Genomic DNA, 19,503 nt, shown 5'->3' with positions numbered 1-19,503 from the left:
CGCCCCCGCACCACCCCCACCAGGCCCCTCCGGCGGCACCCCGACAAGGCCCCACCCACCGGCGGTGCCCTGCGCCTCCCGGCCGTGCCCTCCCCGGCGGCGCCCACCTCCCGCCCCCACCAGCGCGTTCCTCCAGCGGTACCCCGCCGCAAGGTCCCACCCGCCAGTGGCGCCCCCTCCCGGTGGGGCCCGTCCCGCCCCCTCCCGGCCGTGCCCGCCCTACCGGCCGGGGGCAGGTCCCCCGACCCACCCCCCCCACCCCCCCACGCCCCCGGCAGGGTTTCGGGAAGGGGTGGGGTGGGGGGAATAGCCCCCTTCGTACCGCTTCGCGGCTAGGCTCCCGCCATGAGCTGGCTCCGGGCCCTGAAAGCGACCGCCCGTTCCGGGCTCACCGTCGAGCGGCGCCGGCTCGAACCGCTCGTCGCCGCCCGCGCAGCCCTCGGCCTCGCCCTCGTCGTCGGCGTGACGCTCGCGCTCTTCGGGCCGGGAGCCGCCATCAGCTCCGCGTTCGGCGCCTTCCAGGCGGCCATCGCCACGTTCCAGCGGTCGTGGCGCCCCCGCCCCACCCTCGCCCTCGCCTCCGGCGCCAGCCTCGCGGTCTCGACCTTCCTCGGCTACGTCACCGGCGCCGGCACCCACCCCGGCCCCTTCCTCGCGCTGCTCGCCGTCTGGACGTTCCTGTCCGGCCTCGCCTGGGCCGCCGGCCCGACCATCGGCATCATCGCGTCCTCCAACGTCGCGATGATGCTGGTCACCGTCACCCTGCCCACCTCCGTCGCCGCAGCCGCCGGCCACGCCGCGATGATCGCCGTCGGCGGCGTCGTCCAGGCGGCCCTCGTCGTCCTGCTCCCCGTCCGCCGCTGGGGCGCGCAGCGCGACGCGCTCGCCGACGCCCTCGCCGCCGAGGCGGACTACGCCCGGCGGCTTCGCCAGGACCCGGTCGCCCCCTTCGACCCCGTCCCCCTCATGACCGCCCGCAGCGCCGCCGCCGTCACGCCCCGCCAGGCCCGTACCCGCCCCGCCGAACTCCACGGCGCCCGGGGCCTCGCCGAGCGGATCCGCCCCGTGCTCGCCTCCCTCGCCGACCCCGCCGTCGGCGCCCCCGCCGAGGGCCCGCAACGCGACCGCGTCCGCGAACTCCTCGCCGCGGCCGCCTCCGTCCTGGACGCCGCCGCGCACGCGATCCGGCACGGTGAGCCCGTCGACCTCCCGCCCGGCGCCGTCGCCGCGCTCCGTACCCCCGACACCGGCGCCATCCTCGGCGGACCACCCCGCCGCGCGGCCGTGCGCCTGGCCGCCCTCCTCGACGACGTCGTCGAGACCGCCGAACCCCGGACAGAAACCGGCACACAAGCCCGCGCCGACAAGCCCACCGAACCCCCCACCCCCAGCGGCCGCCCCCGCCCCACCCTCCTCCGCCTCGTCCCCGTCGTCGCCGCCCGTATGCGCGCCGAACTCCGCCCCGACTCCCCGGTCTTCCGGCACGCCGTCCGCGTCACCGCCGTGACCACCGCCGGGTACGTCCTCGGCTCCGCCCTCCCCCTCGGCCACGGCTACTGGGCCCCGATGGCCTCCGTGATGGTCATGCGCCCCGACTTCTCGCAGACGTACTCCCGTTCCGTCGCCCGCTTCGGCGGCACCCTCGTCGGCGTCGCCCTCGCCACCGCCGTCGTCGAGGTCGCCGACCCCGGCGTGTACGCCTCCGCCGCGCTCGCCGTGGCCTGCGCCTTCGGGATGTACCTGCTGATGCGCACCGGGTACGCCGTGAGCCAGGTGTGCGTCGCCGCGTACGTCGTCTTCCTGCTCGGCATGGGCGGTTCGGCCTGGACCCAGACCGTGTACGAGCGGGTGGTCCTCACCCTCCTCGGCGGCGTCCTCGCGATGCTCGCGTACGCCGTCTACCCCGCCTGGGAGACGCCCCGACTGCGCGGCCGCCTCGCCGACTGGCTGGTGACCGACGGCCGTTACGCCGCCTCTGTCGTCGCCCACTACGCCAACCCGGCCGGCCACTTCTGCGCCGACGTGCGCGAGGCGCTGCTCGACACCCGGGCCACCCGGATCGCCTGGCAGGAGGCCCTGGACCGGGCGACCCACGAACCGGTGCGCCACCGCGGCCTGTCACGGGCCGCGGCGGACGACGCGGGGCACGCCCTGGCCCAGTTCAGCCGGGTCGCGATGCTGATGGAGGCGCACCTGCCGGAACGCGGCGCCCCGCCCGTCCCGGCCGCCGCGACCCTCGCGGAGGAGCTGCGCCGGTCGACGGAGCGGGGCGGGAAGGCGGTACGGGAGCGCAAGGTGCCGGAGTGGGACGAGCTCCGCGAGACGGTCGCGAACCTCGGGCCGCTGATGGAGGACCCCCTGCTGCGCAAGGGCGCGGGTCTGCTTCTGGACGCCCTGGACGACCTGTCGGAGTCACTCGCCCCACCCCGAGACGGCACCTAACCGCACCTGACCGCACCCGCCCGCCCCACCCCCGCTACCAACTGGCCTTCCGCACCCCCGGCAAGAACCCCGCATGAGCCTGCTCCCGCAGCCGCACCCGTGAGATCCCGAACTTCCTCAGGTGCCCCCGAGGCCGCCCGTCCACCGCGTCCCGGTTGCGGACGCGCGTCGCGCTCGCGTCGCGCGGCTGGCGGCGCAACTCCCGTACGGCCGCCTCCCGTACGGCCGCCTCCCGTACCGCCCCCTCCCGTTCGGCCTCCGGCGTGGACGGCCTCCGGATGATCTCCTTCAGCTCGGCCCGCCGGGCGGCGTACCGCTCCACCACGCCCCGCCGCCGCTCGTTGCGCGCGATCTTGCTCTTCTTCGCCATCAGACCCGCACCCCCCGCGCCCGGATCCGGGCCACGGCGGCCTCGACGCCGATCGTGTCGACGGTCTTGATCGCGCGGGCGCTCAGCCTCAGCCGGACGTACCGGCCCTCGCTCGGCAGCCAGTAGCGCTTCTTCTGGATGTTCGGGTCGAACCGTCGTGACGTGCGGCGGTGGGAGTGCGAGATGCGGTTGCCGAAGCCGGGCTGTGCGCCGGTCAGCTGGCAGTGGGCGGACAAGGGTGACCTACCTCTCGGACGAGGAACGGAAGATTCTTGGAAATGAGAACCATTTTCATTTACTCTACACACCATGGCCCGCAACGAACTCCGCCCGATCATCAAGCTCCGGTCCACCGCAGGTACCGGATTCACCTACGTCACCCGCAAGAACCGCCGCAACGACCCCGACCGCCTCACCCTGCGCAAGTACGACCCCGTCGCGGGCCGGCACGTCGACTTCCGAGAGGAGCGCTGAGCCCCATGCGCCACGACATCCATCCCCCGTACGGCCCGGTCGTCTTCCGTGACAAGGCCGGCGACTTCGCCTTCCTCACCCGCTCCACGCTCACGTCCGACAGGACCGTGGTCTGGGAGGACGGCAACACCTACCCCGTCGTCGACGTCGAGATCTCCTCGGCGAGCCACCCCTTCTACACCGGCACCGCACGCGTCCTCGACACCGCCGGCCGCGTGGAGCGCTTCGAGCAGCGGTACGGAAGGCGCGGGGCGACGCGCTGATGTCTCTCTCCGTCGCCCTCGTCGGCGGGCTCCACTCCGAGGCCCGCCGCACCACCGTGGACCGGCTCCTCGCCGCCGTCCCCGGCAGCGTCGCGCTCCACCACGACCTGGCGACCGCCCCGGAGACCGGGACGGTCGCCCGTACGGTCCGCGACGCCACCGGCGTCCTGTCCACCGGCGAGACCCCGCTCGTCAACGACTGCGCCTGCTGCGCCCTGCGCGAGGACCTCGTCCCCGAACTGCGGCGGCTCGCCGACTCCGGGCTCACCCGGCTCGCGGTCGTCGAACTCTGGGACTCCGTCGAGCCAAGGGCGATGGCCGAGGTCGTGGTCGCCGCCGGGCTCCGGCTGACGTCCGTGATCACCGCCGTCGACCCGGCGCTGGTCGTGCCCTGCCTCGGCAACGGCGACGACCTCGCCGACGTCGGGCTCGCGGCCGCCGCCACCGACCAGCGGACCGTGGCCGACACCTGGGCGCGCCAATTGGAGTACGCACCCGTCCTGGCCGTCGTCGAGGACCCGGAGGGCGACCCGGCCTCCGACGACACGGACCGCGCCCTCCTCGCGCAACTCCACCCCACCGCCCGCCAGATCCCCGTCACCTCCGCCACCACGCCCTGCACCGAGCTGGCCGCGGCCGCCCTCGCGGGCTTCGACGTCGAGGCCGCCGCGGCGGCCCAGCACCCGGCCTGCGCGCTGCTGCCCCAGGACGCGGACGACAGCGGGGTGACCACCTTCGTCTGGCGCCACACCAGGCCCTTCCATCCCGAGCGGCTGTACGCGGCCCTGGAGGAGCTGACCTGCGCCGCCGCCCGCAGCCGCGGCCGGTTCTGGCTCGCCGACAAACCCGACGTCCTGCTCCACTGGGACGCCGCCGGCGGCGCGCTCTGCGTCGAGAGCGTCGGCCCCTGGCTGGTCTCCCTGCCCGACGCCGCCTGGGAGATGGTCCCGCCCGTCCGCCGGGCCGCCGCCGCCATGGACTGGCACCCCGAACACGGCGACCGCTGCCAGCACCTGGTCTTCACCTCGCCCGGCCTGGACCGTGAGGGTCTCGCCGAGGTCCTCGACTCCTGCCTGCTCACCGATGCCGAGTACGCCGCCGGGCGCGAGGCCTGGAAGCAGCTCCCGCCCGCCTTCGACTCCCTCCTGGAGGTCTGACCGTGTCCCCCAAGTCCCCCCGGAACCTCGCCAACCCCGCCAAGTCCGCGAGGTCCGCGAGGTCCGCCAAGTCGTCCACGCCTCGACCGAACCCTTTGGACCGTGACGGCGTCTCATACATCGACTACAAGGACACCGACCTTCTGCGGAAGTTCATCTCCGACCGGGGGAAGATCCGAAGCCGGAGGGTGACGCGAGTGAGCGCGCAACAGCAGCGCCGGATCGCCCGGGCCGTCAAGAACGCCCGCGAGATGGCACTCTTGCCTTACTCGTCGGTAGCTCGCTGACGCCAAGCCCCGCGCGCGGGGCCGCATGGACGGGGTCGCACGGAGTCGCGTAGTCGCTACGCCACCCCACGTGCACGTGCATCTGCTCATGCATTGGCATATGAACACAGCTATGATCCGAGGAAGTTGACACCTGCACCAATCATCTTCGGGGAGCTACCAGTGCATCATGCGCACGCGCATCACGCGTACAACGGCATGGCGGCCACGGAGCTCCAGGGTGTCGTGTGGCAGAAGAGCCGGCACAGCAACTCCCAGGGTTCCTGCGTGGAGTTCGCCAAACTGCCGGGTGGGAACGTCGCCGTGCGCAACTCGCGCCACCCCGACGGGCCCGCGCTGGTCTACACGCCCGCCGAGATAGAGGCGATGCTCCTGGGCATCAAGGACGGGGAGTTCGACCACCTCGTGTGACGCGTAGGCCCAGAGTCGTACGTACAAGAGGAAGGGCCCCGGCAGTGGCGCCGGGGCCCTTCCTCTATGCGTGCCTCCCGTACGAGCCGGATACACGCGTAGAACGCGCACAGCCATGGGGAACGCGCCCAGCCGAAAGAAGCGTCCCTCAGTCCTGTCCCAGCCGGAACAGCGCCCAGACCACCTTGCCGTGCAGCGTCCCGGCCAGCGGGTGCCAGCCCCAGCTGTCGCTGAACGAGTCGACCAGGAAGAGCCCGCGTCCCGACTCCGCCGCGAAGTCCTCGTCCCGCGAGCGCGTCTCCGGGCTCTTGTGGCTGGGGTCGCGCACCGCGCAGACCAGGCGGCTGGTCCAGCGCATCAGATGCAGACGCACCGGGGGAGTGTTCCGGCCGTCGCCCGACGCGTACTCGGAGGTGTACTCCGGCGGGCACCCCGGCGCCGACTCCGCCGGGAGCGCGTGGCGCAGCGCGTTGGTGACGAGTTCGGAGACGACCAGGGCGACGTCGTCGAAGCGTTCGGTGAGATCCCACTGCGCGAGCGTGGCCCGGGTGAACTTCCGTGCGCCGCGCACCGCTTCGTACGCGGGCGGCAGGGCGCAGGAGGCCGAGCTGGAGACCGTGGCGGGATCGATCGGCGGAAGCCCCTGCCGTAACGGCTCGAGCATGGTCGATCCATTCGTCCCCATGCGAGGCACTCCCGGGAATCGCGGCGAATCGCGGATGTGGTGCGGTTGCGCGGGGTCCATCGTTCCGAATGCGACCACTGGATGCAAGGGCAGATGCACGTGCACGCGCCGGACCTGTCCGGCCCCGTGCCGATTTTGTGCATATCTTCTGCGCATCGATTTCGTCTTGATCAGGAAGTCGCCCTGAAGTCGCCGTCTTTCCGTAATCGAATGTGTACGCGCTGAAGCGTTTAGTGGCAGAATCCGGGGCTCCGGGGGCCCGAGACCGCGAAGGAGAGGCTGGAGCCGTGACCGCAGTCGAATCGAGCGGAGCGAGCGGAAGCGTCGTACGGCGCATCCTGCTGGGTTCGCAGCTGAGGCGGTTGCGCGAATCGCGCGGCATCACCCGCGAGGCGGCCGGCTACTCGATCCGTGCGTCCGAATCCAAGATCAGTCGTATGGAGTTGGGCAGGGTGAGCTTCAAGGCAAGGGATGTCGAGGACCTGCTCACGCTCTACGGGGTCAGCGACGAGTCCGAGCGCGGTTCGCTGCTCGGCCTCGCCCGCGAGGCCAACGTGGCGGGCTGGTGGCACAGTTTCGGCGACGTGCTGCCCGGCTGGTTCCAGACGTACATCGGCCTGGAGGGCGCCGCCTCGCTCATCCGGATCTACGAAGTCCAGTTCGTCCACGGCCTGTTGCAGACCGAGTCGTACGCGCACGCCGTCGTCACCCGCGGCATGCCCGACGCCCCGCGCGCCGAGATCGACCGCCGCGTCGCGCTCCGCCTGGAGCGCCAGAAGGTCCTTGTCTCCGAGCGCGCCCCGCACTTCCACGCCGTCCTCGACGAGGCGGCGCTGCGCCGCCCGTACGGCGACCGGGCCGTGATGCAGGGCCAGTTGAGGCATCTGATCGAGATTTCCGAGCATCCGCACATCACGCTCCAGGTGATGCCCTTCAGCTACGGCGGGCACGCGGGCGAGAGCGGCGCCTTCACGATGCTGAGCTTCCCGGAGTCCGACCTCTCCGACGTCGTCTACCTGGAACAGCTGACCAGCGCGCTGTACCTCGACAAGCGCGAGGAGGTCGCCCAGTACGCGCGCGTGATGGAGCGGCTGGCCCAGGAGAGTCCCGATCCGGCCGAAAGCCGTGATCTTCTGCGAGGACTCCTTCAACTCACGTAGGACGTAAGTACGATGACGTGACATCAAGTCAGTGCAGCCATCACGGCCGTCCCGGCCGTCACGGTCGCCACAGCGTCCGCCACCGCGGGTTAAGGGGTCTCGCCTCATGTCCTACTTCACCGACCTGGCTCACCAGTACATAGACGGCGAGTGGAAGCCGGGCAGCGGCTCGTGGGACATCATCGACTTCAACCCGTACACCGGGGAGAAGCTCGCCTCGATCACGATCGCCACCGTCGACGAGGTCGACCGCGCCTACCGCGCGGCTGAGCGCGCCCAGCGCGAGTGGGCCGAGACCAACCCGTACACCCGCCGGCTCGTCTTCGAGCGCGCCCTGCGGATCGTCGAGGAGCGCGAGCAGGAGATCGGCGACACGATCGTCGCGGAGCTCGGCGGTACGCGCCTGAAGGCGGCGTTCGAGCTGCATCTCGCCAAGGAGTTCCTGCGCGAGGCGATCCACCTGGCCCTGCGCCCCGAGGGCAGCATCCTGCCCTCGCCGGTCGACGGCAAGGAGAACCGCGTCTACCGCCTCCCGGTCGGCGTCGTCGGCGTCATCTCGCCCTTCAACTTTCCCTTCCTGCTCTCACTCAAGTCCGTCGCGCCCGCGCTCGCGCTCGGCAACGCGGTCGTGCTCAAGCCGCACCAGAACACGCCGATCTGCGGTGGCACGCTCGTCGCGAAGGTCCTGGAGGACGCCGGGCTGCCGGCCGGTCTGCTGAACGTCGTCGTCACCGACATCGCCGAGATCGGCGACGCGCTCCTCACCCACCCGGTCCCGAAGGTCATCTCCTTCACCGGCTCCGACAAGGTCGGCCGCCACGTCGCCACCGTCTGCGCGCAGAACTTCAAGCACGCCGTCCTCGAACTCGGCGGCAACAGCGCGCTCATCGTCCTCGACGACGCCGACGTCGACTACGCCGTGGACGCGGCCGTCTTCAGCCGCTTCGTGCACCAAGGGCAGGTCTGCATGGCCGCCAACCGGATCCTGGTGGACCGCACGCTGGAGGCCGAGTTCACCGAGAAGTTCGTCGCCAAGGTGAAGACCCTGCGCGTCGGCGACCCGGCCGACCCCGCCACCCACATCGGCCCGCTCATCAACTCCCAGCAGGCCGAGTCCGTCTCGGCCGTCGTCGAGCAGGCCGTGGCCGCCGGAGCGACGGCGCTGCTGCACGGCTCGGCCGACGGCAACGTCGTCTCCCCGTCGGTCCTCGGCGGCCTCCCGGCCGACGCGCCCGTCCTCAGCCAGGAGATCTTCGGCCCGGTCGCCCTCCTCATCCCCTTCGACGGCGAGGACGAGGCGGTACGGATCGCCAACGACACCCCGTACGGCCTCAGCGGCGCCGTCCACACCGGTGACACCGAGCGGGGCGTACGGGTCGCCAAGCGCATCCACACCGGCATGATCCACATCAACGACGGCACCGTCCACGACGAGCCGATCGTGCCCTTCGGCGGCGAGAAGCACTCGGGCGTCGGCCGGCTGAACGGCGACGCGATGATCGAGGCGTTCACGACCCAGAAGTGGATCTCGATCCAGCACGGCCGGAGCCGCTTCCCGTTCTAGGTCTGTCCGGTCGGGTGTTGAGGACCGTAGCTGTCCGCAAGGCTCCATAACGTGGTGGGTGTCGGGAGAGGAGAACTCCCCGGCACCCACTCTCATTTTCGTGTCAGGAAGGCGGACTCAACCATGGTTGCTCTTGTTCCCGCGGAGGCCCACGGCGACGAGCGCGGAGCGTTCCTCAACTTCGTCGAGGCCCAGCGGGCCGCGATCCGCCGCGCCGCCCTCGGCCTCACCGAGGAGCAGGCGGCGAGCCGCCCCAGCGCGAGCGCGCTCAGCCTCTCCGGGCTGATCAAGCACGTCGCCGAGGTGGAGCTGGTCTGGCTGCGGCTCGCCCAGCAGCGCCCGAACGAGAAGCAGCGCTCCCAGGAAACCTGGGGCGAGGCGTTCCGGCTCGTGGAGGGCGAGAGCATCCCCGAGGTGCTGGCCTTCTGGGCGGGCGTGACGAAGGAGACCGAGGAGTTCGTACGCTCCGTCCCGAGCCTGGACGAGACCTTCCCGCTGCCGCCGGCGCCCTGGTTCCCGAAGGACGGCCAGGTCTCGATCCGCTGGATGCTGCTCCACCTGGTCCAGGAGATGGGGCGGCACGCCGGGCACGCGGACATCGTCCGGGAGTCCCTGGACGGCAAGGACTCCTTCACGCTGATCGCGGAGGAGCAGGGCGAGGGGCAGGGCACGGGCGCGTAAGGCGCGCAAGGACAGCGACCCGTACCCTAGTCAAAATTGACTAGGAGGTGCGAAGGTGTCAGCGATCCGGCTGCTTGTCCTCGGCGCGGTGCGCCAGCACGGGCGGGCCCACGGCTACCAGGTCCGCAACGACCTGGAGTTCTGGGGCGCGCACGAGTGGTCCAACGCCAAGCCCGGCTCGATCTATCACGCGCTGAAGCAGATGGCCAAGCAGGGCCTGTTGCGCGCGTACGAGATCGCGCCGAGCACGGCCGGCGGCCCGCCGCGGACCGAGTACGAGGTGACGGACGAGGGTACGGCGGAGTACTTCACGCTGCTGCGCGAGGCGCTGACCACGTACGACCAGAAGATGGACGTCCTGTCCGCGGGGATCGGCTTCATCGTCGACCTCCCCAGGGCGGAGGCGGTGGAGCTGCTGCGGCGGCGGGTGCGGGCGCTCGACGAGTGGCGCGAGGCCGTCACCGAGTACTACACCCCGGAGGGCGGCCCGCAGCAGCTCGGGCACATCGGCGAGATCATGCACCTCTGGATCCACTCGGCCGACGCGGGCAAGGAGTGGACGCTCGGCCTCATCGAGCGGATCGAGGCGGGCGCGTACACCTTCGCGGGCGAGGGTGACCCGTTCGTGGGGGTGCTCGCCGAGGGCGAGGAGAACCCGTTCGCGACGGGCGAGCCCGATCCGGGGGATTCCCTCTAATCAAGTTTGACTAATCGAACCGCCGGGGCGTACCTTCGGTCGAGTGGTCAAGTTTGACTACTGAGCTGGGCTGGGAGGCTGGAATGACTGACGCGATCGTCGTCGAAGGCGCGCGGAAACGGTACGGCGACAAGCAGGCGCTGGACGGCCTCGACCTGCGCGTGGGGCGCGGCACGGTGCACGGCCTGCTGGGTCCCAACGGTGCGGGCAAGACCACGGTGGTACGGATCCTGGCCACCCTGCTGCGGGCCGACGAGGGCCTCGTGCGGGTGGCGGGCTTCGACGTCCGGAGCCAGGCGGCCGAGGTGCGGCGCCGGATGGGGCTCCTCGGGCAGCACGCGGCCGTCGACGAGGAGCTGAGCGGCCGGCAGAACCTGGAGATGTTCGGCCGGCTCTACCACCTGGGCGCCCGCCGGGCGGGCGCGCGGGCCCACGAGCTCCTCGAACGGTTCGGGCTCACGGACACCGGGCGCAAGCCCGTCAAGCAGTACAGCGGCGGCATGCGGCGGCGCCTCGACCTCGCCGCCTCGCTGATCACCGAGCCGGAGGTGCTCTTCCTGGACGAGCCCACGACCGGACTCGACCCCCGGGGCCGGGGCGAGGTGTGGGAGTCGGTGCGCTCGCTGGTGGGCGGCGGGACGACGGTCCTGCTCACCACGCAGTACCTGGAGGAGGCGGACCAGCTCGCCGACCGGATCTCGGTCGTCGACCGGGGCCGGGTCGTCGCCGACGGAACGGCCGACGAGCTGAAGACCACGGTGGGCGGCGACCGCATCGACGTCGTCCTGCGCGACGCCCGGCGGCTCGACGAGGCGGCGCGGCTGCTGCCCGTACCCGCCGCAGAGGTGAGCGTCGACGCGGACCGGCGGCGGGTCAGCGCGCCGGTGACCGACCGGATGGCGGCGCTCGCCGAGACCGTACGGGCCCTGGAGGCGGCCGGGATCGAGGCGGAGGACATCGCCCTGCGGCGGCCGACCCTCGACGAGGTCTTCCTCCACCTGACGGGCGACGAGAAGACGGTCGACGAGAAGGCGGTCGACGAGAAGGCGACGGAGGGCGTGGCGGCATGAGCGTGGCGTATGTGATGAGCGACTGCTGGACGATGACCCGCCGGGAGCTGGCCCACTGGGCACGGCAGCCGATCGTGATGGTGGTCGGCCTCGCCTTCCCGATCATGATGCTCCTGATGTTCGGCTATCTCGTCGGCGGAGGCCGGGGGATCGAGGGCGACTACGTCGACTTCCTCGTGCCCGGCATGCTGACGCTGACGATGGTCTTCGGCCTCGAAGGCACGATGACGGCCGTCACGCAGGACCTCAACAAGGGCGTGATCGACCGGTTCCGCTCGATGCCGATGGCCGACGGGGCGGTCCTGGTGGGGCGTTCGGTCGCCGACATGCTCCAGTCCGCTGCGGGGCTGCTGCTGATGGTCGGCGTCGGGTACGCGATCGGCTGGCGCGCGCACGGCGGCTTCGGGGCGTTCCTCGGGGCGATGGGGCTGCTGCTCCTGCTGCGGTTCGCGATGCTCTGGATCGGCATCCACCTGGCGATGGTCGCGGGGAAGCCGGAGTTGGTGATGGCCGTGCAGATCCTGGTCTGGCCGGTCGGCTTCCTCTCCAACGCCTTCGCCTCGCCCGAGTCCATGCCGGCGTGGCTGGGCACGGTCGTGGAGTGGAACCCGATGTCGGCGACGGCGACGGCGGTACGGGACCTCTTCGGCAACCCGGGCGGCGAACCGGGCCACGTGCCGGCCGCCGTGGTGTGGCCGCTCGTGCTGCTCGCGATCTTCTTCCCGCTGGCGGTACGGAGGTTCAGGCGCTTGAGCGCGTAGGGCGGGCGGTAGCGGCGCTTCCGGAACTCGTGGCGGGCGACTGGGAACCCGAAGCGGTCGAGCGGTGTACCCAAGGCAGACGGTTCACCGGGGGCCGTCTGCCTGAGGGACAGGGGGACGGGGGATGCGCAGGGTTCATCGGCTTCATGGAGTGGCGGGCGTCGTCGTGGCGCTGCTGATGGTGGCGGCGTGTACGGGGGAGGGGACGAGCGCGCCGGGCAAGGGGAGTTCGACCAGCCTGCCCGGCAAGGGCGGTTCGGGCGGATCCGGAGCCGGGGCGCCGCCCCGCATACCGTCCGCCGAGGGGGTGCCCGGGTGGTCGCACAGCCCGGGGTTCGCGGTGGACGGGAGCGGGTTCGCGCTGCTCGCGGACTGTGTGGAGGACGCGGGCGCGCCGGAGAGCGGGTTCTGCCGCCAGCCCGTGGCCGTGCTCGACCGGGGCGCGAAGAGCTGGGTGCTGCGCCGGTCCCCGCTGTCCGAGGTCCCGTCGACGGACGGCATCTCGGCGGACCTGAAGGTCCTCGGTCCCGGGCGGGCCCTGATCGAGGAGGGTGGGGCGACACCGGAGACCCGGCGGACCTGGTTCACCCGGGACGGCGGGCGGAGCTGGCGCCAGGGCGACGCGCGCACGAGCGGTACGGCCCCGGTGATCCCGGCCGGGGCCGTCCTCACCACCGACTGTGCCGAGCCCGCCGGGCCGCCGACCCGGGACGAGTGCGCGCGGGAGCGGCTGGTCGTGATCGACCCGGGTGACGGGCGGCGGCGGGCGCTCGCGCAGGGGCCGCCGCTCGGGGCGCGGCCGAGGCCGGCCGAGGTGGCGGAGCCGGACGGCTCCTGGTGGGTCTCCGGCACCGACCCGCTCTCCGGCCGGGCGGCCGTCGCCGTCTCGCGGGACCAGGGCCGCAGCTGGTCGCTCAGCCGCTTGCCGAGCCCGACCACGGAACCGGGGTGGTACACCTCGGTCGCGGTCGGCCAGGACGCCGTCTACGCGGCGGAGATGGGCGAGTTGAAGGGCGGGAACCCGGTCAAGAACCCGATGCGCGCCCTGCACCGCTCCCTGGACGGCGGCCGCACCTGGGAGCGGATGTGGACGACAGGGCCGGTCGACGAGCCGCGCACGCTCCAGGGCCTGCCCCTTCCCGGTCCGGCGGGCCGGGTCCTGATCACCGCCGAGGACCGGGAGTTCGTGAGCGTCGACGGCGGCCGGAGCTTCCGCCCCTCGGGCGAGGGCACGGGCTTCACCCGCCGTACGCCGATCGGGATGCTCCGCTCCGGGTCCGCGTGCGCGTACGCGATATCCGCCGACGGCGAGCAATGGCAGAAGTTCGTCCTGGCCTGCGACGACCAGCGACTCTGACGGCACCCGCCCCGCGCGGTGTCGCTCAGTGGTGGAAGGAGGTGGCGGCCCCCGGGTCCTTCGGCGACGGGCCGGTCTGGCTGCGGAGTTCGGGCAGGAGGCGCCGCAGGTCCTCGATGAAGAGGTCGGCGAGGTCGGCGGAGAAGCCGTTGCGGCACACCACGCGCAGCACGGACAGGTCCTCCCGGTTGGCGGGGAAGGTGTACGCGGGGACGAGCCAGCCTTGCTCCCGCAGCCGACGCGAGACGTCGAAGACGTCGAAGCGGGTGACGTCGGGGGCGGTGGTGAACGCGAAGACGGGCAGCTGGTCGCCCTGGGTGAGGAGGCGGAAGTCGCCCATGGCCTCGATCCGTTCGGCGAGACCCCGGGCGACGTCACGGGTGGTCTGCTGGACCGCCCGGTAGCCGTCCCGGCCGAGTCGCAGGAACGTGTAGTACTGCGCGACGACCTGGGCGCCCGGCCGGGAGAAGTTCAGGGCGAAGGTCGGCATGTCGCCGCCCAGGTAGTTGACCCGGAAGACGAGGTCCTCGGGGAGTTCGGCGGGCGAGCGCCACAGCGCCCAGCCGACGCCCGGATAGACCAGGCCGTACTTGTGACCGGAGGTGTTGATCGAGGAGACCCGCGGCAGCCGGAAGTCCCAGACCAGTTCCTCGTCCACGAAGGGGGCGATCATCGCGCCGGACGCGCCGTCGACGTGGACGGGGATGTCGAGGCCGGTCCGTTCCTGGAGGGCGTCGAGCGCGGCGCAGATCTCCTGGACCGGTTCGTAGGAGCCGTCGAAGGTCGAGCCGAGCACGGCGACCACGCCGATGGTGTTCTCGTCGCAGAGCGCGGCGGCGGACTCCGCGTCCATGTGGAAGCGGTCGCCCTCCATGGGGACGAGCCGGGCCTCGACCTCCCAGAAGTTGCAGAACTTCTCCCAGCAGACTTGGACGTTGACGCCCATGATCAGGTTGGGCCGGGCGCTGCCCGGGTAGCGGTCGGCGTTCCGCTTGGCCCAGCGGCGCTTGAGGGCCATGCCGGCGAGCATGCACGCCTCGCTGGAGCCGGTCGTGGAGCAGCCGACGGTGGCCGTGGGGTCCGGCGCGTTCCACAGCTGGGCGAGCATGGCGACGCAGCGCCGCTCCAGCTCGGCGGTGCGCGGGTACTCGTCCTTGTCGATCATGTTCTTGTCGCGGCACTCGGCCATCAGCACACCGGCCTGGGGCTCCATCCAGGTGGTCACGAAGGTGGCGAGGTTCAGCCGGGAGTTCCCGTCGAGCATCAGCTCGTCGTGGACGAGCTGATAGGCGCTCATGGGCGGCAGCGGCCCGTCGGGGAGCCGGTGCCGGGGCGGCGCCTCGGTCATGCCGCCGACCGGGTTGGCCTCTCCGAAGAACGGGTTGAGGGCGAGGTGCCGGTCCGGCTCGGACCCGGGCTCACCGGGGCCCTTGTGCAGCGCCATGGGGACTCCTTGGGGGGAAGGCCGGTGGTAGGCCGGTAGAGGGTGGTCAGCGCAGGGAGGCGCCGGATTCGTCGAGTTCGAGCTGGGGGCGGCCGGTGACGACCAGCCAGGCGGGCAGGGAGGCCAGGCAGAGCAGCGCGAGCATGGCCGGGGAGGAGGCGAGGACGGCGGCGACGAAGAGGCTCACCCAGCCCTGCCGGGTGGTCGCGAGCAGCACGCCGAGCACGGAGGAGGAGATGGCGACCGCCGGGTGGATCTCCGGGACCAGGGCCTGGGCCAGCATGCCGAAGGCGACGCCGATGAACACGGCGGGGAAGATCCGGCCGCCGACGAAGCCGCAGGAGGCGGCGACCAGCAGGGCGACGAGCTTGACCACCGCCATCTTGGCCAGTTCGCCGGAGGACCAGCCGCCGAGGTTCGCGACGAGCTCCTTCATCTGATCCAGGCCCTTGAAGAGCGTCAGATGCCCGCCCAGCGCGCCCAGCAGCCCGAGGACGAGACCGCCGGCCGGCAGCATCAGCATCGGGTGCTTCAGCCGCCGGAAGGCCCGGTGGACGTGGGGGAGGCCGTAGCAGCAGAGGAGGCCGAAGAGGGCGGCCAGGGTGGCGACGATCAGCGTGGCGAGCAGATCGGCCCAGCCCGGGTCGGTCAGCTGGGGCAGCGACAGGTCGAAGCTGGGGTGCGCGATCAGCGACGTGGTCAGGGCCCCCGTCCCGCCGGCGACGAGCGGCGCGAAGAGCCGGTCCCACAGCGACCCGGGGCCCGGCTGGTTGGCGAGGGCCTCGGAGATGACCAGGGCGGCGGCCACCGGGGTGCCGAAGAGGGCGCCGATGGTGGCGGCGGAGGCCAGCGCGACCCAGAAGGCGGCCGGCGCGGACGGCGCCGCCTTGCGCCCGAGCCAGTAGGCGAGCGCGATGTTCGCCGCGATGATCGGGTTCTCCGGGCCGAGGCTGACCCCGCCCGCCAGCGTGAGCGTGCCCGCGAGCAACAGGCTCGGGACGACCGAGGGCGCCAGCGGGGCGCCCCCGAGACCGGTCTCGGACGGATCGGGGCCCGCGTGCCCGGGGACCTTCCAGATGACCAGGCCCACCGCGATGCCTGTCGCGGTGAGCATGACGATCATCCAGAGCGACGAGTAGCCGCCGATCCCGAGTGCGTCCGGAAGGGTGTTCCACAGAACGTGCTCGAACTCCTCGGAGACCCATTCGATCCCCAGGAAGAGCAGGCTCGACAACACGCCCACGACGAGGGCGGGCAGCACCTGCGGCAACAGGACACGGAGAGGCGTCTCGGGGACGTGGGGCGGGGGCCCGGACGACGGGGTATCGATGGCCACCGCCCCACCATAGGGGCACAAATGCCGCACAACACCCCGAGAGTTGAGGGTGTCGCGCCCCGGAATCGGGCCTGTCGGGCCTCACGCGCGCGGGGCGATCACCGCCGCCGTCCCGTAGGCGCAGACCTCCGTCCCCACGTCGGCCGCCTCCGTCACGTCGAAGCGGAACATCAGCACGGCGTTGGCGCCGCGCGCCTTCGCCTGCTCCACCAGCCGCTCCATCGCCTGGTTGCGGGTCTCCACCAGGGTCTTCGTCAGACCCTTGAGCTCCCCGCCGATCATCGACTTAAGACCCGCGCCGATCTGGCTGCCCAGATGCCGCGAGCGCACGGTCAGTCCGAAGACCTCGCCGATGATCTGCCGGACCTCGTAGCCGGGTACGTCGTTCGTGGTGACGACCAGCACATCCGGGTGCGGCCCCTGGCCGCCGCCGTACTCTTCGATGCCCATCCGCATCCACCTCCTGGCCACCAGCCTCGGACCGGCCGCCCGCCGTCGCATCCCGGGAACGCCCGCCGGGGGGCCCGTGGAACCCGGGCCGGTAAGAATGCGTTGATACTTTGGGGCAGCCGTCCCCCTCTCTCACACCGACCGCAGGAGCCCGGAACCCGTGAATACGCTTGCCCTCGGACCGAGCTGGCTGGACCCGGACTATCTGATTCAGACCTTCGGTCTGATCGGCGTCCTCGTCATCGTCTTCGCCGAGTCCGGCCTGCTCATCGGGTTCTTCCTGCCCGGCGACTCGCTGCTCTTCACCACCGGCCTGCTGGTCACCACCGGCAAGCTGGACCAGCCGCTCTGGCTCGTCTGCACGCTCATCGTGGCCGCCGCGATCATCGGCGACCAGGTCGGTTATCTCTTCGGCCGCAAGGTCGGCCCCGCCCTCTTCAAGCGCCCCGACTCCAAGCTCTTCAAGCAGGAGAACGTGGAGAAGGCGCACGAGTTCTTCGAGAAGCACGGCCCGAAGTCGCTGATCCTGGCCCGCTTCGTCCCGATCGTGCGGACGTTCACGCCGATCATCGCCGGTGTCAGCCGGATGAACTACCGCTCGTTCATCACGTTCAACATCATCGGCGGCGTGCTCTGGGGCGCGGGCGTCACCATCCTCGGCGCCTCCCTCGGCAAGATCGACTTCGTGCACGAGCACATCGAGGCGATCCTCATCCTGATCGTCCTGATCTCCGTGGTCCCGATCGTGATCGAGTACCTCCGCGCCCGCTCGCAGTCGAAGAAGGCCAAGGCCGCCCAGGACGACGAGGACGGCCACGACGCCCCCGGCACCCCGAACCCGGGCCGCGGCCGCCACGCCAAGCGCTGACCCGCCCCCGGGGCCCCAGGGCCCCGGGTTCCGTAAGACAGGCAGGACCCGTAAGACCGGCAGTCCCGTAAGACCGGCAGTCCCGCAAGCCCCGCAAGCCCCGTCAGAAGCCCCTGGTCCGCTTCGCCGCACGCCGTGCCGCCGCCGCGCGCGGGGCCTGCATGAAGAGGCGGGCCAGTTCGCTTCCCAGGTTCACGCCGATCGCGATGGCCAGGGCCAGGGCCGCCGCCTTCGCCAGGTTGGCGAAGCCCTGGTCCAGGTTGTTCTGGGCGATCGACAGCACCCCGAAGTACGTCGCCGAACCCGGCAGCAGCGGCCCGATCGCCGCCGTCACGTACGGCAGCGAGGACGTGTGGTGGTACCGGGCGATCAGCTGCCCGAAGAGACCCACCAGGCCCGCCGCCACCGCTGTCGCCATGACCGCCGAGCCGCCCGCGGTCACCGCGATCGACGCGTAGACCACCCACGCCACCCCGCCGTTCAACGTCGCGAACACCACCGTCGCCCGCGACTGCTGCAACAGGATGGCGAACGTCGCGCACAGCACCATCGACGCCACGATCTGCACCACCGGACGCTCGACCAGACCCAGCGTCCCCTCCGGGTTCAGCTGCGCGTCGAACTGCACGGCCACGTACAGCACCGACAGCACACCCACCACGATCGCCACGAAGAAGTACCCGACTTCCAGGAGCCGGGCCGAGGCCGTGATGTAGAAGCCGGTCAGACCGTCCTGCACGGCCGCCACCAGCGCCCGCCCAGGGATCAGGGCGAACAGGCCACCCGTGATGACCGCCGAGGGCCGCAGATCCGCGTGCAGCAGCGTCAGCAGCACCCCCATCGCGGCCGGCGGCATCGCCGCCACCAGGAACTGGTAGAACTCCGGCAGCCCGCGCCCCGCGCACAGCCACGCCAGTCGGTCGCCGAGCACCGCGCCGAGCGCCGCCACGCAGAAGACCGTGAAGTCACCGCCGAGCAGTACCGAGGCCGCCCCCGCCAGGACACCCGCAGCCGTCGTCAGCACCCAGCCGGGATACGGGTGCCGGTTGCGCCGGATCTCCGCGAGCCGCCGGTACGCCTCCTCCGGCGTGACGTCGTGCTCCTTGGCGTTGATGTCGGCGAGCAGCTGATAGACGGCGGCCAGCCGGGTGTAGTCCGTGCCGCGCCGCCGGACCGTCCGGTTCGCCGTGATCGGGTCGTCCACCAGCGACGGCTGGTACGTGATCGAGAGCAGCGTGAACGTCACCGTCGGCTCGCACCGGTCCAGGCCGTAGCTGCGGCAGATCGCGAACATCGCCGCCTCGACGTCCTCCGCGCCCTCGCCGCCCGCGAGCAGCAGCTCGCCGATACGCAGGGTCAGGTCGAGCACACGGCCCACCGCGGGCCCCGGCTCGTCCTCCTTGGGTGCGGTCTCCGGCACCGGCCGGTCACCCACCGGCAGCCGCAGCATCGTCCGCATCCGGTCCTGCCACGGCGCGTCCGCCGGCAGCCGTACGAGCGGCATCCCATGGGCGGGCGTGAAGGCCTGCGGCGCCTGCTTCGCGGAGTACGTCGACGGGGGCGCGAACGCCGAGCCCTCCGGCTCGGCGGGCGGCTCCGGAGCCAGCCCCTTGGGAATGGCGAACTCGGAGGTCGGATGCTCCTCCTCCGCCACCATCAGCTGTTCCACCCCGGCGGGCGGGGTGAAGGCGCTGTGCGCCTCGTCCGACTGCGGTTTCCGGTCCTCCGGGCCGTCCGGCTCCGCCACTGTTATCGCCCTCACTCCGCGACGCACGATCCTAGGGGGTGTCTCGTCGATCAGGCCGGGCTCGCGGTGTCTGGTGCCGTGCCTCGCCGCGTTGTCGTCGGTTGCCAACGCTCCGCGTTGACGTCCTCCTCCGCCTTGCGATGCACGGCACCAGACACCGCTCCCTGATCCGGCCTGATCGACGAGACACCCCCTGGCCCAGTATGGGTGTGCGACGGGACGAATGTGCGACGGGCGGTGCACCAGCAGGTGCACCGCCCGTCACGGATGAATCAGGAA

The 19,503-nt window shown here is 71.7% G+C and carries 21 protein-coding genes; 14 read left to right on the top strand and 7 right to left on the bottom strand.

Annotated features, from left to right (window positions below; translation table 11 throughout):
- Nucleotides 1–345 precede the first annotated feature (345 nt).
- Nucleotides 346–2,442: an FUSC family protein gene (locus tag ACWCO8_RS10950; protein ID WP_451031991.1), complete on the top strand. Its 2,097-nt coding sequence runs from the start codon at nt 346–348 to the stop codon at nt 2,440–2,442.
- A 34-nt stretch (nt 2,443–2,476) separates the two neighbouring features.
- Here ACWCO8_RS10950 and rpsN read toward each other — a convergent pair whose 3' ends face one another.
- Nucleotides 2,477–2,812, bottom strand: a complete 336-nt coding sequence (gene rpsN / locus ACWCO8_RS10945) for a 30S ribosomal protein S14 (protein WP_451031990.1) — start codon at nt 2,810–2,812, stop codon at nt 2,477–2,479.
- Entirely contained in the window at nt 2,812–3,048 is a 237-nt protein-coding gene (gene rpmB, locus ACWCO8_RS10940) for a 50S ribosomal protein L28 (RefSeq protein ID WP_451031989.1), read from the bottom strand. The genes rpsN and rpmB overlap by 1 nt, the downstream gene beginning before the upstream one ends.
- A 73-nt stretch (nt 3,049–3,121) precedes the next feature.
- Between rpmB and rpmG the strand changes: the two genes are divergently transcribed.
- From rpmG to ACWCO8_RS10915, 5 genes are all read left to right on the top strand, one after another.
- The gene (gene rpmG, locus ACWCO8_RS10935; protein WP_362015811.1) at nt 3,122–3,286 is read left to right on the top strand and encodes a 50S ribosomal protein L33; all 165 of its coding nucleotides are present in this window, start codon (nt 3,122–3,124) and stop codon (nt 3,284–3,286) included.
- Nucleotides 3,287–3,291: 5 nt separating this feature from the next.
- A complete protein-coding gene (locus tag ACWCO8_RS10930) occupies nt 3,292–3,549 on the top strand; it encodes a type B 50S ribosomal protein L31 (RefSeq protein WP_451031988.1) in 258 nt (85 codons plus the stop codon).
- Nucleotides 3,549–4,706, top strand: coding sequence for a CobW family GTP-binding protein (locus ACWCO8_RS10925; RefSeq protein WP_451031987.1), 1,158 nt, complete (start codon nt 3,549–3,551; stop codon nt 4,704–4,706). The genes ACWCO8_RS10930 and ACWCO8_RS10925 overlap by 1 nt, the downstream gene beginning before the upstream one ends.
- 95 nt (nt 4,707–4,801) lie before the next feature.
- Nucleotides 4,802–4,993 carry a 30S ribosomal protein S18 gene (rpsR, locus tag ACWCO8_RS10920; protein ID WP_362015866.1) on the top strand — a complete coding sequence of 64 codons (192 nt, stop codon included), beginning with the start codon at nt 4,802–4,804 and terminating at the stop codon, nt 4,991–4,993.
- A 198-nt stretch (nt 4,994–5,191) separates the two neighbouring features.
- Nucleotides 5,192–5,404 (top strand): DUF397 domain-containing protein, encoded by a 213-nt coding sequence (locus tag ACWCO8_RS10915; protein ID WP_361957001.1) that lies wholly within the window; start codon nt 5,192–5,194, stop codon nt 5,402–5,404.
- A 148-nt stretch (nt 5,405–5,552) separates the two neighbouring features.
- Here the strand turns inward: ACWCO8_RS10915 and ACWCO8_RS10910 are convergent, their stop codons facing one another.
- Nucleotides 5,553–6,089, bottom strand: coding sequence for an ATP-binding protein (locus ACWCO8_RS10910; RefSeq protein ID WP_451031986.1), 537 nt, complete (start codon nt 6,087–6,089; stop codon nt 5,553–5,555).
- Nucleotides 6,090–6,376: 287 nt separating this feature from the next.
- Between ACWCO8_RS10910 and ACWCO8_RS10905 the strand changes: the two genes are divergently transcribed.
- From ACWCO8_RS10905 to ACWCO8_RS10875, 7 genes are all read left to right on the top strand, one after another.
- A complete protein-coding gene (locus ACWCO8_RS10905; RefSeq protein ID WP_362015799.1) occupies nt 6,377–7,249 on the top strand; it encodes a helix-turn-helix domain-containing protein in 873 nt (290 codons plus the stop codon).
- A gap of 106 nt (nt 7,250–7,355) precedes the next feature.
- Nucleotides 7,356–8,813, top strand: a complete 1,458-nt coding sequence (locus ACWCO8_RS10900; RefSeq protein WP_451031985.1) for an aldehyde dehydrogenase family protein — start codon at nt 7,356–7,358, stop codon at nt 8,811–8,813.
- 123 nt (nt 8,814–8,936) lie between these two features.
- Nucleotides 8,937–9,494, top strand: coding sequence for a DinB family protein (locus tag ACWCO8_RS10895; RefSeq protein ID WP_451031984.1), 558 nt, complete (start codon nt 8,937–8,939; stop codon nt 9,492–9,494).
- 55 nt (nt 9,495–9,549) lie between these two features.
- Entirely contained in the window at nt 9,550–10,191 is a 642-nt protein-coding gene (locus tag ACWCO8_RS10890) for a PadR family transcriptional regulator (protein WP_451031983.1), read from the top strand.
- A gap of 83 nt (nt 10,192–10,274) precedes the next feature.
- A complete protein-coding gene (locus ACWCO8_RS10885; RefSeq protein ID WP_451031982.1) occupies nt 10,275–11,261 on the top strand; it encodes an ATP-binding cassette domain-containing protein in 987 nt (328 codons plus the stop codon).
- Nucleotides 11,258–12,022, top strand: coding sequence for an ABC transporter permease (locus ACWCO8_RS10880; protein ID WP_451031981.1), 765 nt, complete (start codon nt 11,258–11,260; stop codon nt 12,020–12,022). The genes ACWCO8_RS10885 and ACWCO8_RS10880 overlap by 4 nt, the downstream gene beginning before the upstream one ends.
- A gap of 124 nt (nt 12,023–12,146) precedes the next feature.
- A complete protein-coding gene (locus ACWCO8_RS10875; RefSeq protein WP_451031980.1) occupies nt 12,147–13,379 on the top strand; it encodes a WD40/YVTN/BNR-like repeat-containing protein in 1,233 nt (410 codons plus the stop codon).
- A 25-nt stretch (nt 13,380–13,404) separates the two neighbouring features.
- Here ACWCO8_RS10875 and ACWCO8_RS10870 read toward each other — a convergent pair whose 3' ends face one another.
- The 3 genes from ACWCO8_RS10870 to ACWCO8_RS10860 all read right to left on the bottom strand — a co-directional run bounded on the left by ACWCO8_RS10870 (nt 13,405) and on the right by ACWCO8_RS10860 (nt 16,609).
- Nucleotides 13,405–14,823, bottom strand: coding sequence for a glutamate decarboxylase (locus tag ACWCO8_RS10870; RefSeq protein WP_451031979.1), 1,419 nt, complete (start codon nt 14,821–14,823; stop codon nt 13,405–13,407).
- Between the two features lie 46 nt (nt 14,824–14,869).
- Complete coding sequence (locus ACWCO8_RS10865; RefSeq protein ID WP_451031978.1) at nt 14,870–16,159, bottom strand: ion channel protein; 1,290 nt, start codon at nt 16,157–16,159, stop codon at nt 14,870–14,872.
- 81 nt (nt 16,160–16,240) lie between these two features.
- Nucleotides 16,241–16,609 carry a YbjQ family protein gene (locus ACWCO8_RS10860; protein WP_362015774.1) on the bottom strand — a complete coding sequence of 123 codons (369 nt, stop codon included), beginning with the start codon at nt 16,607–16,609 and terminating at the stop codon, nt 16,241–16,243.
- 160 nt (nt 16,610–16,769) lie between these two features.
- Between ACWCO8_RS10860 and ACWCO8_RS10855 the strand changes: the two genes are divergently transcribed.
- A complete protein-coding gene (locus ACWCO8_RS10855; protein WP_362015772.1) occupies nt 16,770–17,477 on the top strand; it encodes a DedA family protein in 708 nt (235 codons plus the stop codon).
- Nucleotides 17,478–17,580: 103 nt separating this feature from the next.
- Here ACWCO8_RS10855 and ACWCO8_RS10850 read toward each other — a convergent pair whose 3' ends face one another.
- Nucleotides 17,581–19,239, bottom strand: coding sequence for a threonine/serine exporter family protein (locus tag ACWCO8_RS10850; protein ID WP_451031977.1), 1,659 nt, complete (start codon nt 19,237–19,239; stop codon nt 17,581–17,583).
- Between the last annotated feature and the right edge of the window lie 264 nt (nt 19,240–19,503).

The sequence above is a fragment of the Streptomyces sp. NPDC001927 genome, from assembly GCF_053594455.1.
The sequence above is the reverse complement of the archived record's forward strand: the minus strand, read 5'-3'. Positions and strand labels throughout refer to the sequence as shown.